12 protein-coding genes are annotated in these 15,849 nt (G+C 59.8%); 7 read left to right on the top strand and 5 right to left on the bottom strand.

The genetic code is table 11. The annotated features are described in order from the left end of the window. Positions 1–136 precede the first annotated feature (136 nt). The 4 genes from lon to EJA72_RS17255 all read left to right on the top strand — a co-directional run bounded on the left by lon (position 137) and on the right by EJA72_RS17255 (position 6,081). The gene (gene lon, locus EJA72_RS17270) at positions 137–2,533 is read left to right on the top strand and encodes an endopeptidase La (RefSeq protein ID WP_157712634.1); all 2,397 of its coding nucleotides are present in this window, start codon (positions 137–139) and stop codon (positions 2,531–2,533) included. A gap of 152 nt (positions 2,534–2,685) precedes the next feature. Next, entirely contained in the window at positions 2,686–2,958 is a 273-nt protein-coding gene (locus tag EJA72_RS17265; RefSeq protein WP_002552737.1) for an HU family DNA-binding protein, read from the top strand. Positions 2,959–3,191: 233 nt separating this feature from the next. After that, positions 3,192–5,063: a SurA N-terminal domain-containing protein gene (locus EJA72_RS17260; protein ID WP_157712633.1), complete on the top strand. Its 1,872-nt coding sequence runs from the start codon at positions 3,192–3,194 to the stop codon at positions 5,061–5,063. Between the two features lie 199 nt (positions 5,064–5,262). Next, positions 5,263–6,081, top strand: coding sequence for a DUF2242 domain-containing protein (locus EJA72_RS17255; protein WP_157712632.1), 819 nt, complete (start codon positions 5,263–5,265; stop codon positions 6,079–6,081). A 351-nt stretch (positions 6,082–6,432) separates the two neighbouring features. Here EJA72_RS17255 and EJA72_RS17250 read toward each other — a convergent pair whose 3' ends face one another. Together EJA72_RS17250 and EJA72_RS17245 are read right to left on the bottom strand one after the other, a co-directional pair. Then, positions 6,433–7,473: an AraC family transcriptional regulator gene (locus EJA72_RS17250; RefSeq protein ID WP_157712631.1), complete on the bottom strand. Its 1,041-nt coding sequence runs from the start codon at positions 7,471–7,473 to the stop codon at positions 6,433–6,435. A 3-nt stretch (positions 7,474–7,476) separates the two neighbouring features. Further along, positions 7,477–8,607 carry a carbon-nitrogen hydrolase family protein gene (locus tag EJA72_RS17245; RefSeq protein ID WP_157712630.1) on the bottom strand — a complete coding sequence of 377 codons (1,131 nt, stop codon included), beginning with the start codon at positions 8,605–8,607 and terminating at the stop codon, positions 7,477–7,479. 209 nt (positions 8,608–8,816) lie between these two features. Here EJA72_RS17245 and EJA72_RS17240 point away from each other — a divergent pair, with 209 nt between their 5' ends. Next, the gene (locus EJA72_RS17240) at positions 8,817–10,856 is read left to right on the top strand and encodes an FAD-dependent oxidoreductase (protein ID WP_157712629.1); all 2,040 of its coding nucleotides are present in this window, start codon (positions 8,817–8,819) and stop codon (positions 10,854–10,856) included. A gap of 174 nt (positions 10,857–11,030) precedes the next feature. Then, positions 11,031–11,948: a 1-aminocyclopropane-1-carboxylate deaminase/D-cysteine desulfhydrase gene (locus EJA72_RS17235; RefSeq protein ID WP_157712628.1), complete on the top strand. Its 918-nt coding sequence runs from the start codon at positions 11,031–11,033 to the stop codon at positions 11,946–11,948. A 9-nt stretch (positions 11,949–11,957) separates the two neighbouring features. Here the strand turns inward: EJA72_RS17235 and EJA72_RS17230 are convergent, their stop codons facing one another. From EJA72_RS17230 to EJA72_RS17220, 3 genes are all read right to left on the bottom strand, one after another. After that, entirely contained in the window at positions 11,958–12,506 is a 549-nt protein-coding gene (locus EJA72_RS17230) for a cytochrome b (protein WP_157712627.1), read from the bottom strand. Between the two features lie 186 nt (positions 12,507–12,692). Then, on the bottom strand, positions 12,693–13,520 hold the full coding sequence (gene phnX / locus EJA72_RS17225) for a phosphonoacetaldehyde hydrolase (RefSeq protein WP_157712626.1): 828 nt from the start codon (positions 13,518–13,520) through the stop codon (positions 12,693–12,695). A gap of 141 nt (positions 13,521–13,661) precedes the next feature. Next, on the bottom strand, positions 13,662–14,771 hold the full coding sequence (locus tag EJA72_RS17220; RefSeq protein ID WP_157712625.1) for a 2-aminoethylphosphonate--pyruvate transaminase: 1,110 nt from the start codon (positions 14,769–14,771) through the stop codon (positions 13,662–13,664). 109 nt (positions 14,772–14,880) lie between these two features. Between EJA72_RS17220 and EJA72_RS17215 the strand changes: the two genes are divergently transcribed. After that, positions 14,881–15,744, top strand: coding sequence for a LysR substrate-binding domain-containing protein (locus tag EJA72_RS17215; protein ID WP_157712624.1), 864 nt, complete (start codon positions 14,881–14,883; stop codon positions 15,742–15,744). The last annotated feature ends 105 nt before the right edge of the window (positions 15,745–15,849 follow it).

Raw genomic sequence — 15,849 nt, 5'->3', positions numbered from 1 at the left:
GGCCTTCGGGCCCCTTTTCTTTTAAAGCGTTTTTAACGCCCTCTTTGCGCTTGTTTTTTTTGAAAGCAGCCCCCATCTTGGTTTCAAGCTTACTTCCATCTGTTTACGGCCTTATGGCCGCCGTAGAGGCGAAATCATGAAGACAACCATCGAATTGCCTCTCCTGCCATTGCGTGATGTTGTGGTTTATCCGCACATGGTTATCCCGCTGTTCGTGGGGCGCGAGAAGTCCATCGAAGCCCTCGAGGCCGCGATGACGGGCGACAAGCAGATCCTTCTGCTGGCTCAGAGAAACCCTGCTGACGACGATCCCGGTGAAGATGCACTCTATCGCGTAGGTACCATTGCTACTGTCCTGCAACTGCTCAAGCTGCCGGATGGCACGGTCAAGGTTTTGGTCGAAGGTGAGCAGCGGGGCGCCGTGGAGCGCTTCAGCGAAGTGGACGGCCACTGCCGTGCCGAAGTCTCGTTGATTGACGAAGTCGACGCGCCTGAACGTGAGTCGGAAGTGTTTGTTCGCAGCCTGCTGGCTCAGTTCGAACAATATGTGCAGCTGGGCAAGAAAGTCCCGGCTGAAGTCCTGTCGTCGCTCAACAGCATCGACGAGCCAGGTCGCCTGGTCGACACCATGGCCGCGCACATGGCCCTGAAGATTGAGCAGAAGCAGGAAATCCTCGAAATCATCGATTTGTCGGCCCGGGTCGAGCACGTCCTGGCGTTGCTGGATGCCGAGATCGATCTGCTGCAAGTCGAAAAACGCATTCGCGGTCGCGTCAAAAAACAAATGGAGCGCAGTCAGCGCGAGTACTACCTGAATGAGCAGATGAAGGCCATTCAGAAAGAGCTCGGTGACAGCGACGAAGGCCACAACGAAATCGAAGAGCTGAAAAAGCGCATCGATGCCGCCGGTCTGCCGAAAGACGCCCTGGCAAAAGCCCAAGGCGAACTGAACAAGCTCAAGCAAATGTCGCCAATGTCCGCGGAAGCCACCGTGGTGCGTTCGTACATCGACTGGCTGGTTCAGGTGCCGTGGAAGGCTCAGAGCAAAGTGCGCCTGGACCTGGCCCGTGCCGAAGACATTCTCGACGCCGACCACTATGGTCTGGAAGAAGTCAAAGAGCGGATCCTCGAATACCTCGCCGTGCAAAAGCGCGTGAAGAAGATTCGTGGTCCGGTGTTGTGCCTGGTCGGTCCTCCGGGCGTGGGTAAAACCTCCCTGGCGGAGTCGATTGCTCACGCTACCAACCGCAAATTCGTGCGCATGGCCCTCGGTGGCGTACGTGATGAAGCGGAGATTCGTGGTCATCGCCGGACTTATATCGGTTCGATGCCAGGAAGATTGATTCAAAAGATGACAAAAGTGGGCGTGCGCAACCCGCTGTTCCTGCTCGATGAAATCGACAAAATGGGCAGCGACATGCGTGGCGATCCGGCGTCGGCGTTGCTGGAAGTGCTCGACCCCGAGCAGAACCACAACTTCAACGATCACTATCTGGAAGTCGACTACGACCTGTCCGATGTGATGTTCCTGTGCACCTCGAACTCCATGAACATTCCGCCGGCGCTGCTGGACCGGATGGAAGTGATTCGTCTGCCGGGCTACACCGAAGACGAGAAGATCAACATCGCCGTCAAATACCTTTCGCCGAAGCAGATTACGGCGAATGGTCTGAAGAAAGGCGAGCTGGAATTCGACGCCGACGCCATCCGCGACATCATCCGCTACTACACCCGCGAAGCCGGTGTGCGTGGGCTTGAGCGCCAGATTGCCAAGGTTTGCCGCAAGGCCGTCAAAGAGCATGCACTGGAAAAACGCTTCGCGGTGAAGGTCACGGCCGACATGCTGGAGCACTTCCTGGGCGTGCGGAAATTCCGCTACGGCCTGGCTGAATCGCAGGATCAGATCGGTCAGGTAACTGGCCTGGCGTGGACTCAGGTGGGCGGCGAATTGCTGACCATCGAGGCCGCTGTCGTTCCGGGTAAAGGGCAACTGATCAAGACCGGTTCGCTGGGTGACGTGATGGTCGAGTCGATCACTGCCGCGCTGACCGTTGTGCGCAGCCGTGCGAAGAGCCTGGGCATTCCCCTGGACTTCCACGAGAAGCGCGACACGCACATCCACATGCCGGAAGGGGCGACCCCGAAGGACGGCCCTAGCGCCGGTGTAGGCATGTGCACGGCGCTGGTGTCGGCATTGACCGGCATCCCGGTGCGCGCGGATGTCGCCATGACGGGCGAAATCACATTGCGTGGTCAGGTACTGGCGATTGGCGGTCTAAAGGAAAAACTGCTCGCTGCTCACCGCGGCGGTATCAAGACCGTGATCATTCCTGAAGAGAACGTACGCGATCTGAAGGAAATTCCGGACAATATCAAGCAAGATCTGCAGATTAAACCGGTTAAATGGATTGACGAGGTCCTGCAAATTGCGCTGCAATACGCGCCGGAGCCCTTGCCTGATGTGGCTCCTGAGATAGTTGCAAAGGATGAAAAACGCGAGTCTGACTCTAAGGAAAGAATTAGCACGCATTAGTTCGCATTTGCCTGAGGGGCTTTCTTGACAGCTTTTTAGAGCCCTTGTTATAAAGCGGCTCTTCAATAGTGTCTGTAGGCCATTCAGCACTCGTTTTTGCTTTCACCAAAAAACTTAGAATCATACTCAAAATAGATATAAGGGGACTTAGAGTGAACAAGTCGGAACTGATTGATGCTATCGCTGCATCCGCTGATATCCCGAAAGCTGCTGCTGGCCGTGCGCTGGACGCTGTAATCGAATCCGTCACTGGCGCTCTCAAGGCTGGCGACTCTGTTGTTCTGGTGGGTTTCGGTACTTTCTCCGTTACCGATCGTCCAGCTCGCATTGGTCGTAACCCACAGACCGGTAAGACGCTGGAAATCGCAGCAGCCAAAAAACCAGGTTTCAAAGCCGGTAAAGCACTGAAAGAAGCTGTCAACTAAGTTCGATTCAGGTTTTTGCCTATCCGGGTCGGGGTCATGCCTGACCTGGCAGCGGAGCGGTAGTCCAGTCGGCAACGCGCCGGTCCGAGACGCCGAGGATCGCACGTTCGAACCCTCGGTCCGCTCCGCCAGTTACGAGAAGGCGCATCCTCGGATGCGCCTTTCTTCTATCCGGATTCTACCCACGCTCCACGGTTGCCTAATTTTGAAGTTCAACCGTTTCTGGGGGACGCATGCTGCAGAATATCAGGGACAATTCACAAGGCTGGATTGCCAAGACCATCATCGGGGTCATCGTTGCACTGATGGCTTTGACCGGTTTCGACGCCATCTTCAAGGCCACGACGCACAGCAATGATGCGGCTAAGGTCAATGGCGAAGAAATCAGCCAGAACGAGCTCAGCCAAGCGGTCGATATGCAACGCCGTCAGCTGATGCAACAGCTGGGCAAGGATTTCGACGCTTCTTTGCTCGATGAAAAAATGCTGCGCGAATCGGCCCTCAAAGGCTTGATCGATCGCAAACTGCTGCTGCAAGGCGCAGAAAAATCGAAATTCGCTTTTTCCGAAGCGGCGTTGGACCAAGTGATCCTGCAGACGCCTGAATTCCAGGTGGATGGCAAGTTCAGCTCCGAGCGTTTCGATCAGGTTATTCGTCAACTCGGCTACAGCCGGATGCAGTTCCGCCAGATGCTGGCCCAGGAAATGCTGATCGGTCAGCTCCGTGCCGGTTTGGCAGGCAGTGGTTTCGTCACTGACGCACAGGTGCTGGCATTCGCCCGTCTGGAAAAACAGACCCGCGACTTCGCTTTCCTGAACGTCAAGGCTGACCCGGCGGCTGTGAAGCTGACCGACGAAGAGGTCAAGGCCTACTACGACGAACACGCCAAGGAATTCATGACGCCTGATCAGGTGGTCATCGATTACCTCGAGTTGAAGAAGGCTTCCTTCTTTGATCAGGTCAGCGTCAAGGACGAAGACCTGCAAGCGGCGTATCAGAAAGAAATCGCGAACCTGTCCGAACAACGTCGGGCGGCGCACATTCTGATCGAAGTGAATGGCAAGGTGACCGAGGCGCAAGCCAAGGCCAAGATCGAAGAGATTCAGGCGCGCCTGGCCAAAGGCGAGAAATTCGAGGCCTTGGCCAAGGAATTCTCCCAGGACCCGGGTTCGGCGAACAACGGCGGTGACTTGGGCTACGCAGGTCCGGGTGTCTACGATCCAGCGTTCGAAACAGCGCTGTACGCGTTGACCAAGGATCAGGTGTCGGCGCCAGTACGCACCGAATTCGGTTTCCACCTGATCAAGTTGCTGGGCGTTGAAGCACCGGAAGTGCCTACGTTGGCCAGTCTGAAAGACAAGCTGACCCGCGAGCTGAAAACCCAGCAGGTCGAGCAGCGTTTCGTCGAGGCGACCAAGCAATTGGAAGACTCCACGTTCGAGTCTTCCGACCTGGCTCAGCCGGCGCAGGACCTGAAACTGACCGTTCACACCTCCAAGCCGTTCGGCCGTGAAGGTGGCGAAGGTGTTGCGGCCAACCGTGCCGTGGTTACCGCCGCGTTCAGTCCTGAAGTGCTGGATGAAGGTGCCAACAGCACCGCCATTGAGCTGGATCCGGAAACGGTCGTCGTTCTGCGCGCCAAGGAACACCTGAAGCCTGCACAACTGCCGCTCGAAAGCGTGAACGCGAGCATCCGCGGGCAATTGGCCAAGGAGCACGCCAGTGCTGCCGCCAAGACCAAGGCTGAAGAGCTGATCGCCAGCCTGCGCGAAGGCAAGACGCCGCTGGACAAGGCCATTGACGGTCAGAACTGGAAAGTCACCCAGGCCGCCACTCGCGCCCAGGAAGGCGTTGACCCAGCTGTGCTGCAGGCACTGTTCCGCATGCCGAAGCCGTCGGCGAAGGACAAGCCGACCTTCAGCAACGTGACCCTGGCTGATGGCAGCCTGGTGATCGTGCGCCTCAACAGTGTGAACGAAGCGGCAGCCCCGACTGACGAAGAGAAGGCTCAATACCGTCGCTACCTCGCTTCGCGTATTGGCCAGCAAGACTTTGCGGCTTACCGCAAACAGTTGGAAAGCCAGGCCGACATCAAGCGTTACTGATGTCAGACTGAGCTAAGAGCTATACAAGAACCCCGGCCGCAAGGCTGGGGTTTTTTGTATCCGTCTGTCATTTGCCTGTGGGACATTCCCGTCAACCGGGGGTCAATAAGCCTGTAACTGTTTTAAGACACAATCGATGCGACGCTAAGCATCGTTCTGTTGCACAATACGCCCCGAACCGATTTCCTCAGGATGTTCAATGTTTAATTCATTTCCCATGCGTGTTGCCGGGCTGGCGTTGGTGCTGGCCGCTGCGGCCGGTTGCTCGTCAAAAAAGTCCGCCATCTATGAGCATGAGAACTTTGACGACTCCGGAACATTTTCCCGTAACTACCCGGTGACCGATGCCCAGACCTGCGAAGCCGCTCGTCGAGCGTTGCTCAGCCAGGGCTACATCATCACCAGCAGCGATCCGAAACTGGTCAGCGGTCACAAGAGCTTCCAGCAAACGGGCGATACCCACATGGAGATCAGCTTCAGTGTGGTGTGTGCCGATGACGGCACCGAAGGCCACCATGCCACCATGTTCGCCAACGCCTTGCAGGATCGTTATGCGCTGAAGAAGACCAACAACTCCGCCAGCCTGGGTGTGGGTGTATTGGGCTCGGTGTCGATGCCGATCGGTTCGTCCGACGACTCGATGGTCAAGGTCGCCAGCGAAACCGTCTCGTCGGCCAAGTTCTATGAACGTTTCTTCACCCTGGTCGAGCTGTTCCTGCCGCCGGAAGCGAAGAAGGCTGCGCATATCGTCGAGAAGCCGAAAACCGACCTGGGCGTGCCTGAACCCAAGGCTGCACCGGCCGCGTTAGCGCCAACCCCGGCCCCGACGCCGACACCTGCCGAAGCGGCGCCGACCGCCTCGGAGCCAGTTGCCCCGCCAGCTGAAACGGCACCGATTACGCCGGCCGAAAACACTGAGCCGGCACCGACTGCGGAAACCATTACTCCACCGGCGAACCCGAGCAACATGGCTCCGCCGAGCGAGCCGATCCCGGCCATGCCCGTCACCGGTCAGTAATTGGGTGGGGGTGTTACGGGTTCGTGTCAGAAGACACCGAACCCGTGACGGCGCTCATGATTGATCTGTATCAAGCCAGGCTGTAGTCCTACAGCTTCTATCGAAAAAATCCTGTGATAAATTCCTGACCGCCTGCTACGTTTTATCAAGTAGCGGTGTGATGCTGTGCACGCGTCATTTTTCTTTCACGCGGGCACTTTATGCTTAAGGCGAAGGTCATTTAATCAAGCGTTTTTTGAACGAGCAGTGGGGGATTGGAAAATGGACGATTATCAAGAAGAGCTGTTGGAATTCCAGGCATTTGAACTGGACCCGCTGGAGCCCGCCGAAGACGCGACCGAGCTGTAAGCGTCAGGCGGAATGGCGATGACTGCGGCGAAATTCGCCAGGGGTCTGGCCGTTCCAGCGTTTGAAAGCCCGTTGGAACGCTTCGGCTGAAGCAAAACCCAGCAGGTAGGCGATTTCTCCGAACGCCAGTTCGGTATCGCGGATGTAGGTCATGGCAAGGTCGCGACGCGTGTCGTTGAGAATGGCGCGGAATTGCGTGCCTTCCTCGGCGAGTTTGCGACGCAAGGTCCAGGTGGGCAGCTTCAGGCGTGCCGCCACTTCTTCCAGGTCGGGCTCCCGACCACCATTGAGTAACGGCCCCAGTAACTGAGTGATGCGTTCACGCAGGCTGCGGGTGCGTGTCAGTTGCTCCAGTTCCCGTTCGCACAGTTGCAGCAAGTGTCGCCAGGTGCTCGGGCAGTGCTGGGGATTCCGTTGGGCGAGGCTTTCCAGGCTCAAGCGCAGTTGATTGTGCTCGCAGCCAAACTGAATCGGACAGTCACCCAGCACCGCGTAGGCCTCGCGGTATTCCGGCGCTTCGAATTCGATTTCGATGCGGTCGGCACACAGCGGGGCATGGCTGATGCTGGACAATTGCTGTAACCACCCGGCGATGATCGAATCCACCACGAAGCGGTTATAGGCGTTGTAGGGGCTGATGGAATAAAACCGCAGCCAGGCACCTTGGGCGTCTTCGTGAAAGCTCGATTGTCCGCGATAGTTGGAACCGTACAGGGCTTCGAAACGGATCAGGCAGCGGGCCGCTTCTCGCACTGTCGGTGCTTGCGCGGCGGTGACGCCGGCGAGGCCGGCCTGGCTCAGGCGACTGAGCTGACCCATGCGCAAGCCCAAGGCCGGGTTGTCGATCAGTTGAATGGCGCCGTGGCCAAGACGCATGTAGCGCGGAATCGAGAGCCGGGCACCGACTTCGCCAAGGCGCGCGGCGTCCAGGCCATATTGTTCGAGCAGCGGCTGCGGGTCTGCGCCGTAACTGCGCACGGCATCGGCGAGGCTGTGGACGAAGCCGACTGACAGATCACCCAAACGCATCGGCAACGGTTTCATGGCCTACAACCACAGGTTCAACAGGCGCGCGCCTCGGGCGTTGCCATCAGCGAATTGTTGCCCGTTGCTGCTGAGAAAACTCTGGCCGGCGCTGCCTTGATCCCAGAACTGACCCCGCAAAAACACACTCATGCCGGCGATTGCCTGGCTGCTGGGCGGTTGCGCGGTCAGTGTCAGGCGATGCCAGGCCTGGCCTTCGCTGAGCTCGCCAGGCTTGAGGCTGACGGAACCTGGCGTCGTCAGGCCTTTGTAGCCGCGCCACGGCTTGTCCCATGTGCCGCGCCCGATAACATACGCCGGGACCGCCACCAATTGTGCGCCTTGGTCATCCAGCTTGCGGTAATTATCGGGGTACCAGCTGTCGCTGCCGATCAGCACACCCAGGCGTCCGGCCGGGGTGTCGACGATGTTGAGTGTGTGCTCGCCGTTGGCCTCGATCACCTCATGTTCCGCGAATATCGGGTGCATCTGCCGCTGGGGCTGGCCGATCGGCAGGCCATCGCGGCCGAACACCACGCTGCTGTTGTACAAGGCTCCCCGGCCGATTTTCAGGGTGCCGTCGATGACACTGGGGTCGGGTAGCACGATGGAGCCGGCGACCAGCGTGACGTGGAACTCCTTCGCCAGGCCGCCGAACAATGCCTGGTAATCCTTGGCCATGCCCTTGGCTTTCATGCGCAGGTGAGCGTCATCCAGTCGCCGGTCGCCCGTGGCACTGACCAGCGCGCGCAGGAATTTCCAGGGGTTGCTCACCGCCAGCCAGTTCATGGCTTCCTTGAGCGTTGTGGCCTGGTACAACTCGTCTTTCTCGCCGCTGACCATCAGCCAGGTGCCAACGTGTTCCGGCAGAACGACGATGGTTTTCTCATTCAACAGGCCCTGGTCCTGAGCCTTCTGCAAGTAAGCGGCGAGCTTGCGGTGCAAGCGCTCTGGGCTTTGGTAGTCGGTGGGGAACAATTCGGGCTGGATGCCCAGCAGGTTGCCGCGATCGGCGGGCGTGCCTTGATCGATGGCCAGGTTGATTCGCAGGTCCGACAGGTAATGACCCGCCGGACGATCCGCGGCCCACATTGCATAGAACGTGAGGGCGGCGATCAACGCCATGGAGAAGGTCAGGTACAGAAGTTTGCGCATGGGGAAACAGTCAGCGGCCGTGTGCAGGGTTCGCGACTAGGGTAGGGCCCATGCGCACGCTTGCCAAGGACTAGTGCGCATTTGGATCAATAAGTTGTCAGTTTCGGTCATTGAGTGACACGGGCGCGACTCTTAGTCTGTGCAACATGACTGATGGGGGCCGTAGAGCTCCTGCACTTTTTCCGTGATCGCTCGTTGTGGAGTTACCGATGGCCGCCACTCATTACCCGCACCTGTTGGCCCCGCTGGACCTGGGTTTTACCACGTTGCGCAACCGCACCCTGATGGGTTCGATGCACACCGGTCTTGAGGAAAAACCCGGTGGTTTCGAGCGCATGGCGGCGTACTTCGCCGAGCGCGCTCGCGGTGGCGTTGGCTTGATGGTCACCGGCGGTATCGGCCCGAACGACGAGGGTGGCGTGTACTCCGGCGCCGCCAAGTTGACCACCGAGGAAGAAGCGCTCAAACACCAGATCGTCACCCGCGCCGTGCACGAGGCGGGCGGCAAGATTTGCATGCAGATTCTCCACGCCGGCCGGTATGCCTACAGCCCGAAACAGGTCGCGCCGAGCGCCATTCAGGCGCCGATCAACCCGTTCAAGCCCAAAGAACTGGACGAGGAAGGCATCGAGAAACAGATCAGCGATTTCGTCACCTGCTCGGTACTGGCGCAAAAGGCCGAGTACGACGGCGTCGAGATCATGGGCTCCGAAGGTTATTTCATTAACCAGTTCCTCGCGGCCCACACCAACCATCGCACCGACCGTTGGGGCGGCAGCTACGAAAACCGCATGCGCCTGCCAGTGGAAATCGTTCGCCGGGTCCGCGAAGCCGTTGGGCCGAACTTCATCATCATCTTCCGTCTGTCGATGCTCGACCTGGTGGAAGGCGGCAGCACCTGGGAAGAGATCGTGACGCTGGCCAAGGCCATCGAGCAGGCCGGTGCAACGATCATCAACACCGGCATTGGCTGGCACGAAGCGCGGATTCCGACCATCGCCACCAAAGTGCCGCGTGCGGCGTTCAGCAAAGTCACGGCCAAGCTGCGCGGCTCGGTGAGCATTCCGCTGATCACCACCAACCGCATCAACACGCCGGAAATCGCCGAGCAGATCCTGGCCGAAGGTGACGCTGACATGGTCTCGATGGCGCGGCCATTCCTCGCCGACGCGGACTTCGTCAACAAGGCTGCCGCCGGCCGTGCCGACGAAATCAACACCTGCATCGGCTGCAACCAGGCCTGCCTCGATCACACCTTCGGCGGTAAATTGACCAGCTGCCTGGTGAACCCACGGGCCTGCCACGAAACCGAACTCAACTACTTGCCCGTGCAGCAGATCAAGAAAATCGCCGTGGTGGGTGCCGGTCCTGCGGGGCTGTCCGCCGCCACCGTGGCCGCCGAGCGGGGTCATCAGGTCACGCTGTTCGATTCGGCCAGCGAAATCGGCGGCCAGTTCAACATCGCCAAACGCGTGCCGGGCAAGGAAGAGTTCTTCGAAACCCTGCGCTACTTCAACCGCAAACTTCAGACCACCAACGTCGAGGTTTGCCTGAACACGCGTGTCGACGTGGCCAAACTGGTTGAGGGCGGTTACGACGAAATCATTCTGGCAACCGGCATCGCTCCGAGAACCCCGGCGATTCCGGGTGTCGAGAACGCCAAGGTGTTGAGCTACCTCGACGTGATCCTCGAGCGCAAACCGGTGGGCAAGCGTGTGGCGGTGATCGGCGCTGGCGGTATCGGGTTTGACGTGTCGGAGTTCCTGGTTCATCAGGGCGTTGCGACCAGCCTGGACCGCGAAGCGTTCTGGAAAGAGTGGGGCATCGACACGCACCTCGAAGCACGCGGTGGTGTTGCCGGCGTCAAGGCGCAACCGCATGCACCGGCCCGTGATGTGTTCCTGTTGCAGCGCAAGAAATCCAAGGTTGGCGACGGCCTGGGCAAGACCACCGGCTGGATTCACCGCACCGGTTTAAAGAACAAGCAGGTGCAGATGCTCAACAGCGTCGAGTACCTCAAGATCGACGACGAAGGCCTGCACATCCGCATCGGCGAAACCGGCGAACCACAGGTGTTGGCGGTGGATAACATCGTGATCTGCGCCGGGCAGGATCCGTTGCGTGAGTTGCAGGACGGATTGGTGGCGGCGGGCCAGAACGTGCATTTGATCGGCGGCGCGGATGTGGCAGCGGAGCTGGATGCGAAGCGGGCGATCAACCAGGGGTCGCGCTTGGCGGCTGAACTCTAGCGTAAACCCAAATCCGTGTAGCAGCTGCCGAGCGTGCGAGGCTGCGTTGCGTGTCCGCAGGACCGCCCCTCCGGGGGCCGCTGCGCAGCCCGACGCAGCCTCGCACGCTCGGCAGCTGCTACACGGATTGCGTTGGCTGGTAGACTCGGTTCTTTTCCAAGTCGCATAGAGCCGATGCTTTTTCCCTCCTGCCACTGGCTCCCCCAAGCCCCCCTCGAACCCCTTCATCTCGACTGGCTGAAAACTGCCGGCATCGAAGTCGCGGTCCTGCGCCTGGACCAGATCGACCCGCTGATCAGCGGCAACAAATGGTTCAAGCTCGTTGAGCATCTCAAAGCTGCCGACCTCTCCGGGGCCAAAGGCATCATCAGCCTGGGCGGTGCTCATTCCAATCACCTGCATGCACTGGCCGCTGCCGGCAAGCGCTTCGGTTTTCCCACCGTCGGCCTGCTGCGCGGGCACCCTCAGGACACCCCGACCGTGAACGACTTGCAGGCCTTTGGCATGCAGTTGCACTGGCTCGGTTATGGCGGCTATCGCGCACGTCACGAAGCGGGTTTCTGGGAGCCCTGGCAGGCGCAGTATCCGCAACTGTATCCAGTGCCTGAAGGTGGCGGAGGCTTGCCGGGCGCAACAGGCTGCATGCCGCTCAAAGCGATGGTTCACGAGCAACTGAGCGGTTTGGGCTGGGCTGACTACGACGGTTGGTGGCTGGCGTGCGGTACCGGCACGACGCTAGCCGGCCTGGTGATGGCCGAAGCGGGAGAGCATCCGGTTTATGGTGCGTTGGCAGTGCCCGACGATCACGGCGTCGCGCAGCAGGTCGGCTCGATTGTGCAAGCGGCGGGGTTGCAGCGTTCAGATTACCAACTGTTCGACGCCAGCCGCGGGGGCTTCGCCAAAGTCGATCCACCGTTGCTGGCGTTCATCGAACAGACCGAATCGGCCAGTCGCATTCCTCTGGAACCGCTGTATACCGGTAAGGCACTGCTGATGCTCAAGCAGCAAGTCGATGCCGGAAGATTCGAACAAGGGACGCGCCTGATCTTCATCCACACCGGCGGTTTGCAGGGCCGCCGAGGATTTCAATAATGGCGTGACTCAACCACGCTTGGGCATCATCCGCAGCAGGGTGTTGTCGCCCACCACATAGTGGTGATAAAGCCCGGCCACGGCGTGCAGGCCGATCAACCAGTAACCGATGGTGCCGCCGAGCACGTGCCAGCCTTCGATCTGCCTGGCCAGCGCCTTGTCTTCCGATACCAGCAACGGCAGGTCGAAGCCATAGAACATGACCTGATGACCCTTGGCGCTGGTGACCAGCCAGCCCAGAATCGGCATCGCAATCATGAAAATGTACAGCGCCCAATGCATCAACCGCGCGAGGGTGGTTTGCCAGTGCGGGGAGGCGGGGAAAATCGCCGGTGCCGGGCCCAGGCTGCGGGCGAACAATCTGAACCAGACCAGCACGAACACCGTCAGGCCCAGCATGAAGTGCGTTTCGGTGATCAGTGCGCGTCCGCCACTGCCTTTGGGAAAGATCCCGCGAAACTCAATACAGGCGTAAACCAGCACCAACAGGACCAGCATCAACCAGTGCAGCGTGATTGATACGGTGCTGTAGCGCGATTCGGAATTTGTCCACGGCATACGGTGCTCCTCACAGGTCGGGTCGAGCCACCGTTCTTGTTCGACGGTGTGCTTTAACTGTAATCCTGTTTCACCGGGTTTGCCTGAGGCTTGCGGTCGTTCAATGCTCTGGTTCAGGTGACAGACAGAAAAAAAGCGCCGGTTCTGTTCAGGAACCGGCGCTTTTTCATGAGACGCAACGAGCAATCAGCTGCTTTGCGGCATCTCGCCGTTGGCCAGGCGTTTGTTGATATCGGCGAACACTTCGGGCAAATCGGTGATGGTGTCGATCATGTAGTGCGGGCGCGAGCCTTCGAACATTCCGTGGATGCGCTTGCGCTCGCTGGCCAGTTGGTCGCTGCCGAGGGCCTTGTAGCCTTCGTAATCCAGGCCCAGCGCGTTGCCCGAGCAGATCAGCGCCACGGTCCACATGCCGGCGCGACGACCTTCGAGGATGCCTGGCACCGTGTCGTCGATCTTCACGCAGGCCGCGACATCATCGATACCCAGGGCGATCACGTTGGCCAGTGCCTGGGCGGGCCATGGGCGACCGTTGGGCACTTCGTCGGTGGCGACCACGTGGTCGGCAATGTAGCCATTGGTGGCCGCCAGTTCGACCACTTTGTCCATGACCTGTTTCGGGTAACCGGAGCAGGAGCCGATCTTGATCCCTTGCTGGCGCAAGTTGGCGATGGTGTCCAAAGCCCCTGGAATCAGTGCCGAGTGCTCGGCGATTTTCTCAATCTGCAGCGGCATGAAGCGTTGGTAGATCGCGGTCACGTCCTCGTCGGTCGGGGTGCGGCCGAACGCCTTGCGATAGCGTTCGGCAACGGCCGGCTGATCGCACAGGGTACGGATGTGATCCCACTTGCCCATGCCCATCGGCCCACGGGCCTCTTCGATGGACACCTGGACGTCGAATTCGGCGAAGGCTTCGACAAAAATCTGCGTCGGCGCGAACGAGCCGAAATCGACCACGGTACCGGCCCAGTCGAGGATGGCGGCTTGGAGTTGGGTTGGGTTTGTGTAGTTCATGGTGATCAAATTCCTGAGTTGGCAATACGGTTCAATGTAGGAGTGAGCCTGCTCGCGATGGCGGTCTTGCATTCAACATTGATGGCGACTGAGCAAGCCTCATCGCGAGCAGGCTCACTCCTACAGGGGAATGTGGTGTGTTCAGATGTCGACCACTTCCATCTCGCGAAGTACTTCGGCCACGGCTGCCACAGCTGCGTGCATCTCGGCCTGGTTGACGTGTCCGATGCAGCCGACGCGGAAGGTGTCGACCTGGGTCAATTTGCCGGGATAGAGAATGAAACCCTTGGCCTTGACCCGTTCGTAGAACTCCTTGAACTGGTAGCGCGGGTCTTTCGGTGCGTGGAAGGTGACGATGATCGGCGCCTGGATCGCGGCGGGCAGGAAACTGCGCAGACCCAGTTTGGCCATGTCTTCCAGCAGCACTTGGCAGTTGTCGGCATAGCGCTGATGCCGCGCCGGCAAACCCCCTTCTTCGTTGTATTGCAGCAGCGCTTCGTGGAGTGCCGAGACCACGTGAGTCGGCGGGGTGAAGCGCCACTGGCCGGTCTTGGCCATGTAAGTGTGCTGGTCGAAAAGGTCCATCGCCAGCGAGTGCGAGTTGCCGGCGGCATTGGCCAGCGATTCTTTGCGAGCGAAGACGAACCCCATCCCCGGCACGCCTTCCAGGCATTTGCCCGAGGCGGCAATCAGCGCGTCGAAGTGCACCTGTTGCGCATCGATCGGCAGCGCGCCGAAGGAGCTCATGGCGTCGATGATCAGGCGTTTGCCGTGTTTGGCGATGACCTGGGCGATCTCCGGCAACGGGTTGAGGATGCCGGTGCTGGTTTCGCAGTGAATCAGCGCGACGTGGGTGATGCCGGCATCGGCCTGCAGCAGACGGTCGACGTCGGCGGCGGTGGTCGGTTCGTCTTCCGCGGTTTCAAAGGTGCTGAAGGAGCGGCCGAGGACTTCGCAGATTTTCGCCAGGCGTTTGCCGTAGGCACCGTTGATCAGCACCAGGACTTTGCCATCGCGTGGCACCAGCGTGCCGATTGCGGCTTCGACCGCAAACGTGCCGCTGCCTTGCAGGGGCACGCAGTGATGGCTGTCGCCACCGTTGATGATCGCCAGCAATTGCTCGCAGAGGCTGGCGGTCAGTTGGTTGAAGCGGTCATCCCATGAACCCCAGTCGACCATCATCGCCTGACGGGTGCGGGCCGAAGTAGTCAACGGGCCGGGGGTGAGCAGGATGGGTTCGGCAGTACTCATTCTCATGTCCTCGCATTCGATGGGATGAAGCTACGGGGCTTAAATTGCAATTTGCCGTGCTATCAATCAAATTGTTTGTTGTTATGCCAACCATCAGTGAGGGTTATTCATGAACCTGTTCCAGCTCCGCGCGTTTGATGCGGTGGCCCGAGAGGGCAGCTTCACCCGGGCTGCCGCGCGGCTGTTCATCAGCCAGCCGGCGGTTACCGGGCACATCAAGGCGTTGGAGGAGCACTACCAGATCACCTTGTTGCGACGGACCGCCCGACGGGTGGAGCTGACGGAGGAGGGCACCAAGCTGGCGGCAATCACGCGTGCGATGTTCGGCCTGGCCGAAGAGGCGCAGGTGATGCTGGAGGCGAACCGGCAATTGCTCACCGGGCGCCTGGAAGTGGCGGCGGACGGGCCGCACATGGTCATGCCGATGCTCGCCAGTTTGCGCGCGCGGTACCCGGGGATCACGGTGAACCTGCGCTTGGGTAATGCCCAGGAAACCTTGGGCGCGTTGTTGTCCGAGCATGCCGACGTCGCGGTGCTGACCGAGGTTGAACCCCGCAAGGGCCTGCATTTGCAGGCGCTGAGCGAGTCACGGATTTGTGCGCTGGTGCCCGAAGGTCATCCGTGGGCGCAGAAATCCAAAGGTGTGCCGCTCAAGGAGCTGGATCAGGTGATCATGGTGTTGCGTGAGCCGAGTTCGATAACCCGACGCACGTTTGACGAGGCGTGCGCGCAGGCGAAGGTCAGTCCGCGGGTGTTGCTGGAGCTGGACAGTCGGGAGGCGGTGACCGAGGCCGTGGCGGCGGATCTGGGGGTGGGCGTGGTGTCTTCGGTGGAGGTCAGTCATGACCCTCGGGTGGTGGCGGTGCCGATTATCGGGGAGGGCTTGGTGAACCGGCACATGATCGGGTGCATGGAGCGGCGACGGGATTTGCGCTTGATCCAGGCGTTCTTCGGGTTGGCGCCCAACCGTTAAACCGAGGCGCGGCCATCGCGAGCAGGCTCACTCCCACATTGGATCTGCGGCGTACACAAACCCTGTAGGAGCGAGCCTGCCCACCGAGATTTTGTGAACGCCCGA

The organism is Pseudomonas sp. PB120 (assembly GCF_009761815.1).
Taxonomy (GTDB): domain Bacteria; phylum Pseudomonadota; class Gammaproteobacteria; order Pseudomonadales; family Pseudomonadaceae; genus Aquipseudomonas.
Note: the sequence above shows the minus strand (reverse complement) of the source record. Positions and strands in the feature narration are given on the sequence as shown.

Coding starts and splice junctions, on each gene's coding strand:
- lon (WP_157712634.1), top strand. CDS start 137: ATGAAGACAACCATCGAATTGCCTCTCCTGCCATTGCGTGATGTTGTG.
- EJA72_RS17260 (WP_157712633.1), top strand. CDS start 3,192: ATGCTGCAGAATATCAGGGACAATTCACAAGGCTGGATTGCCAAGACC.
- EJA72_RS17255 (WP_157712632.1), top strand. CDS start 5,263: ATGTTTAATTCATTTCCCATGCGTGTTGCCGGGCTGGCGTTGGTGCTG.
- EJA72_RS17250 (WP_157712631.1), bottom strand. CDS start 7,473: ATGAAACCGTTGCCGATGCGTTTGGGTGATCTGTCAGTCGGCTTCGTC.
- EJA72_RS17245 (WP_157712630.1), bottom strand. CDS start 8,607: ATGCGCAAACTTCTGTACCTGACCTTCTCCATGGCGTTGATCGCCGCC.
- EJA72_RS17240 (WP_157712629.1), top strand. CDS start 8,817: ATGGCCGCCACTCATTACCCGCACCTGTTGGCCCCGCTGGACCTGGGT.
- EJA72_RS17235 (WP_157712628.1), top strand. CDS start 11,031: ATGCTTTTTCCCTCCTGCCACTGGCTCCCCCAAGCCCCCCTCGAACCC.
- EJA72_RS17230 (WP_157712627.1), bottom strand. CDS start 12,506: ATGCCGTGGACAAATTCCGAATCGCGCTACAGCACCGTATCAATCACG.
- phnX (WP_157712626.1), bottom strand. CDS start 13,520: ATGAACTACACAAACCCAACCCAACTCCAAGCCGCCATCCTCGACTGG.
- EJA72_RS17220 (WP_157712625.1), bottom strand. CDS start 14,771: ATGAGTACTGCCGAACCCATCCTGCTCACCCCCGGCCCGTTGACTACT.
- EJA72_RS17215 (WP_157712624.1), top strand. CDS start 14,881: ATGAACCTGTTCCAGCTCCGCGCGTTTGATGCGGTGGCCCGAGAGGGC.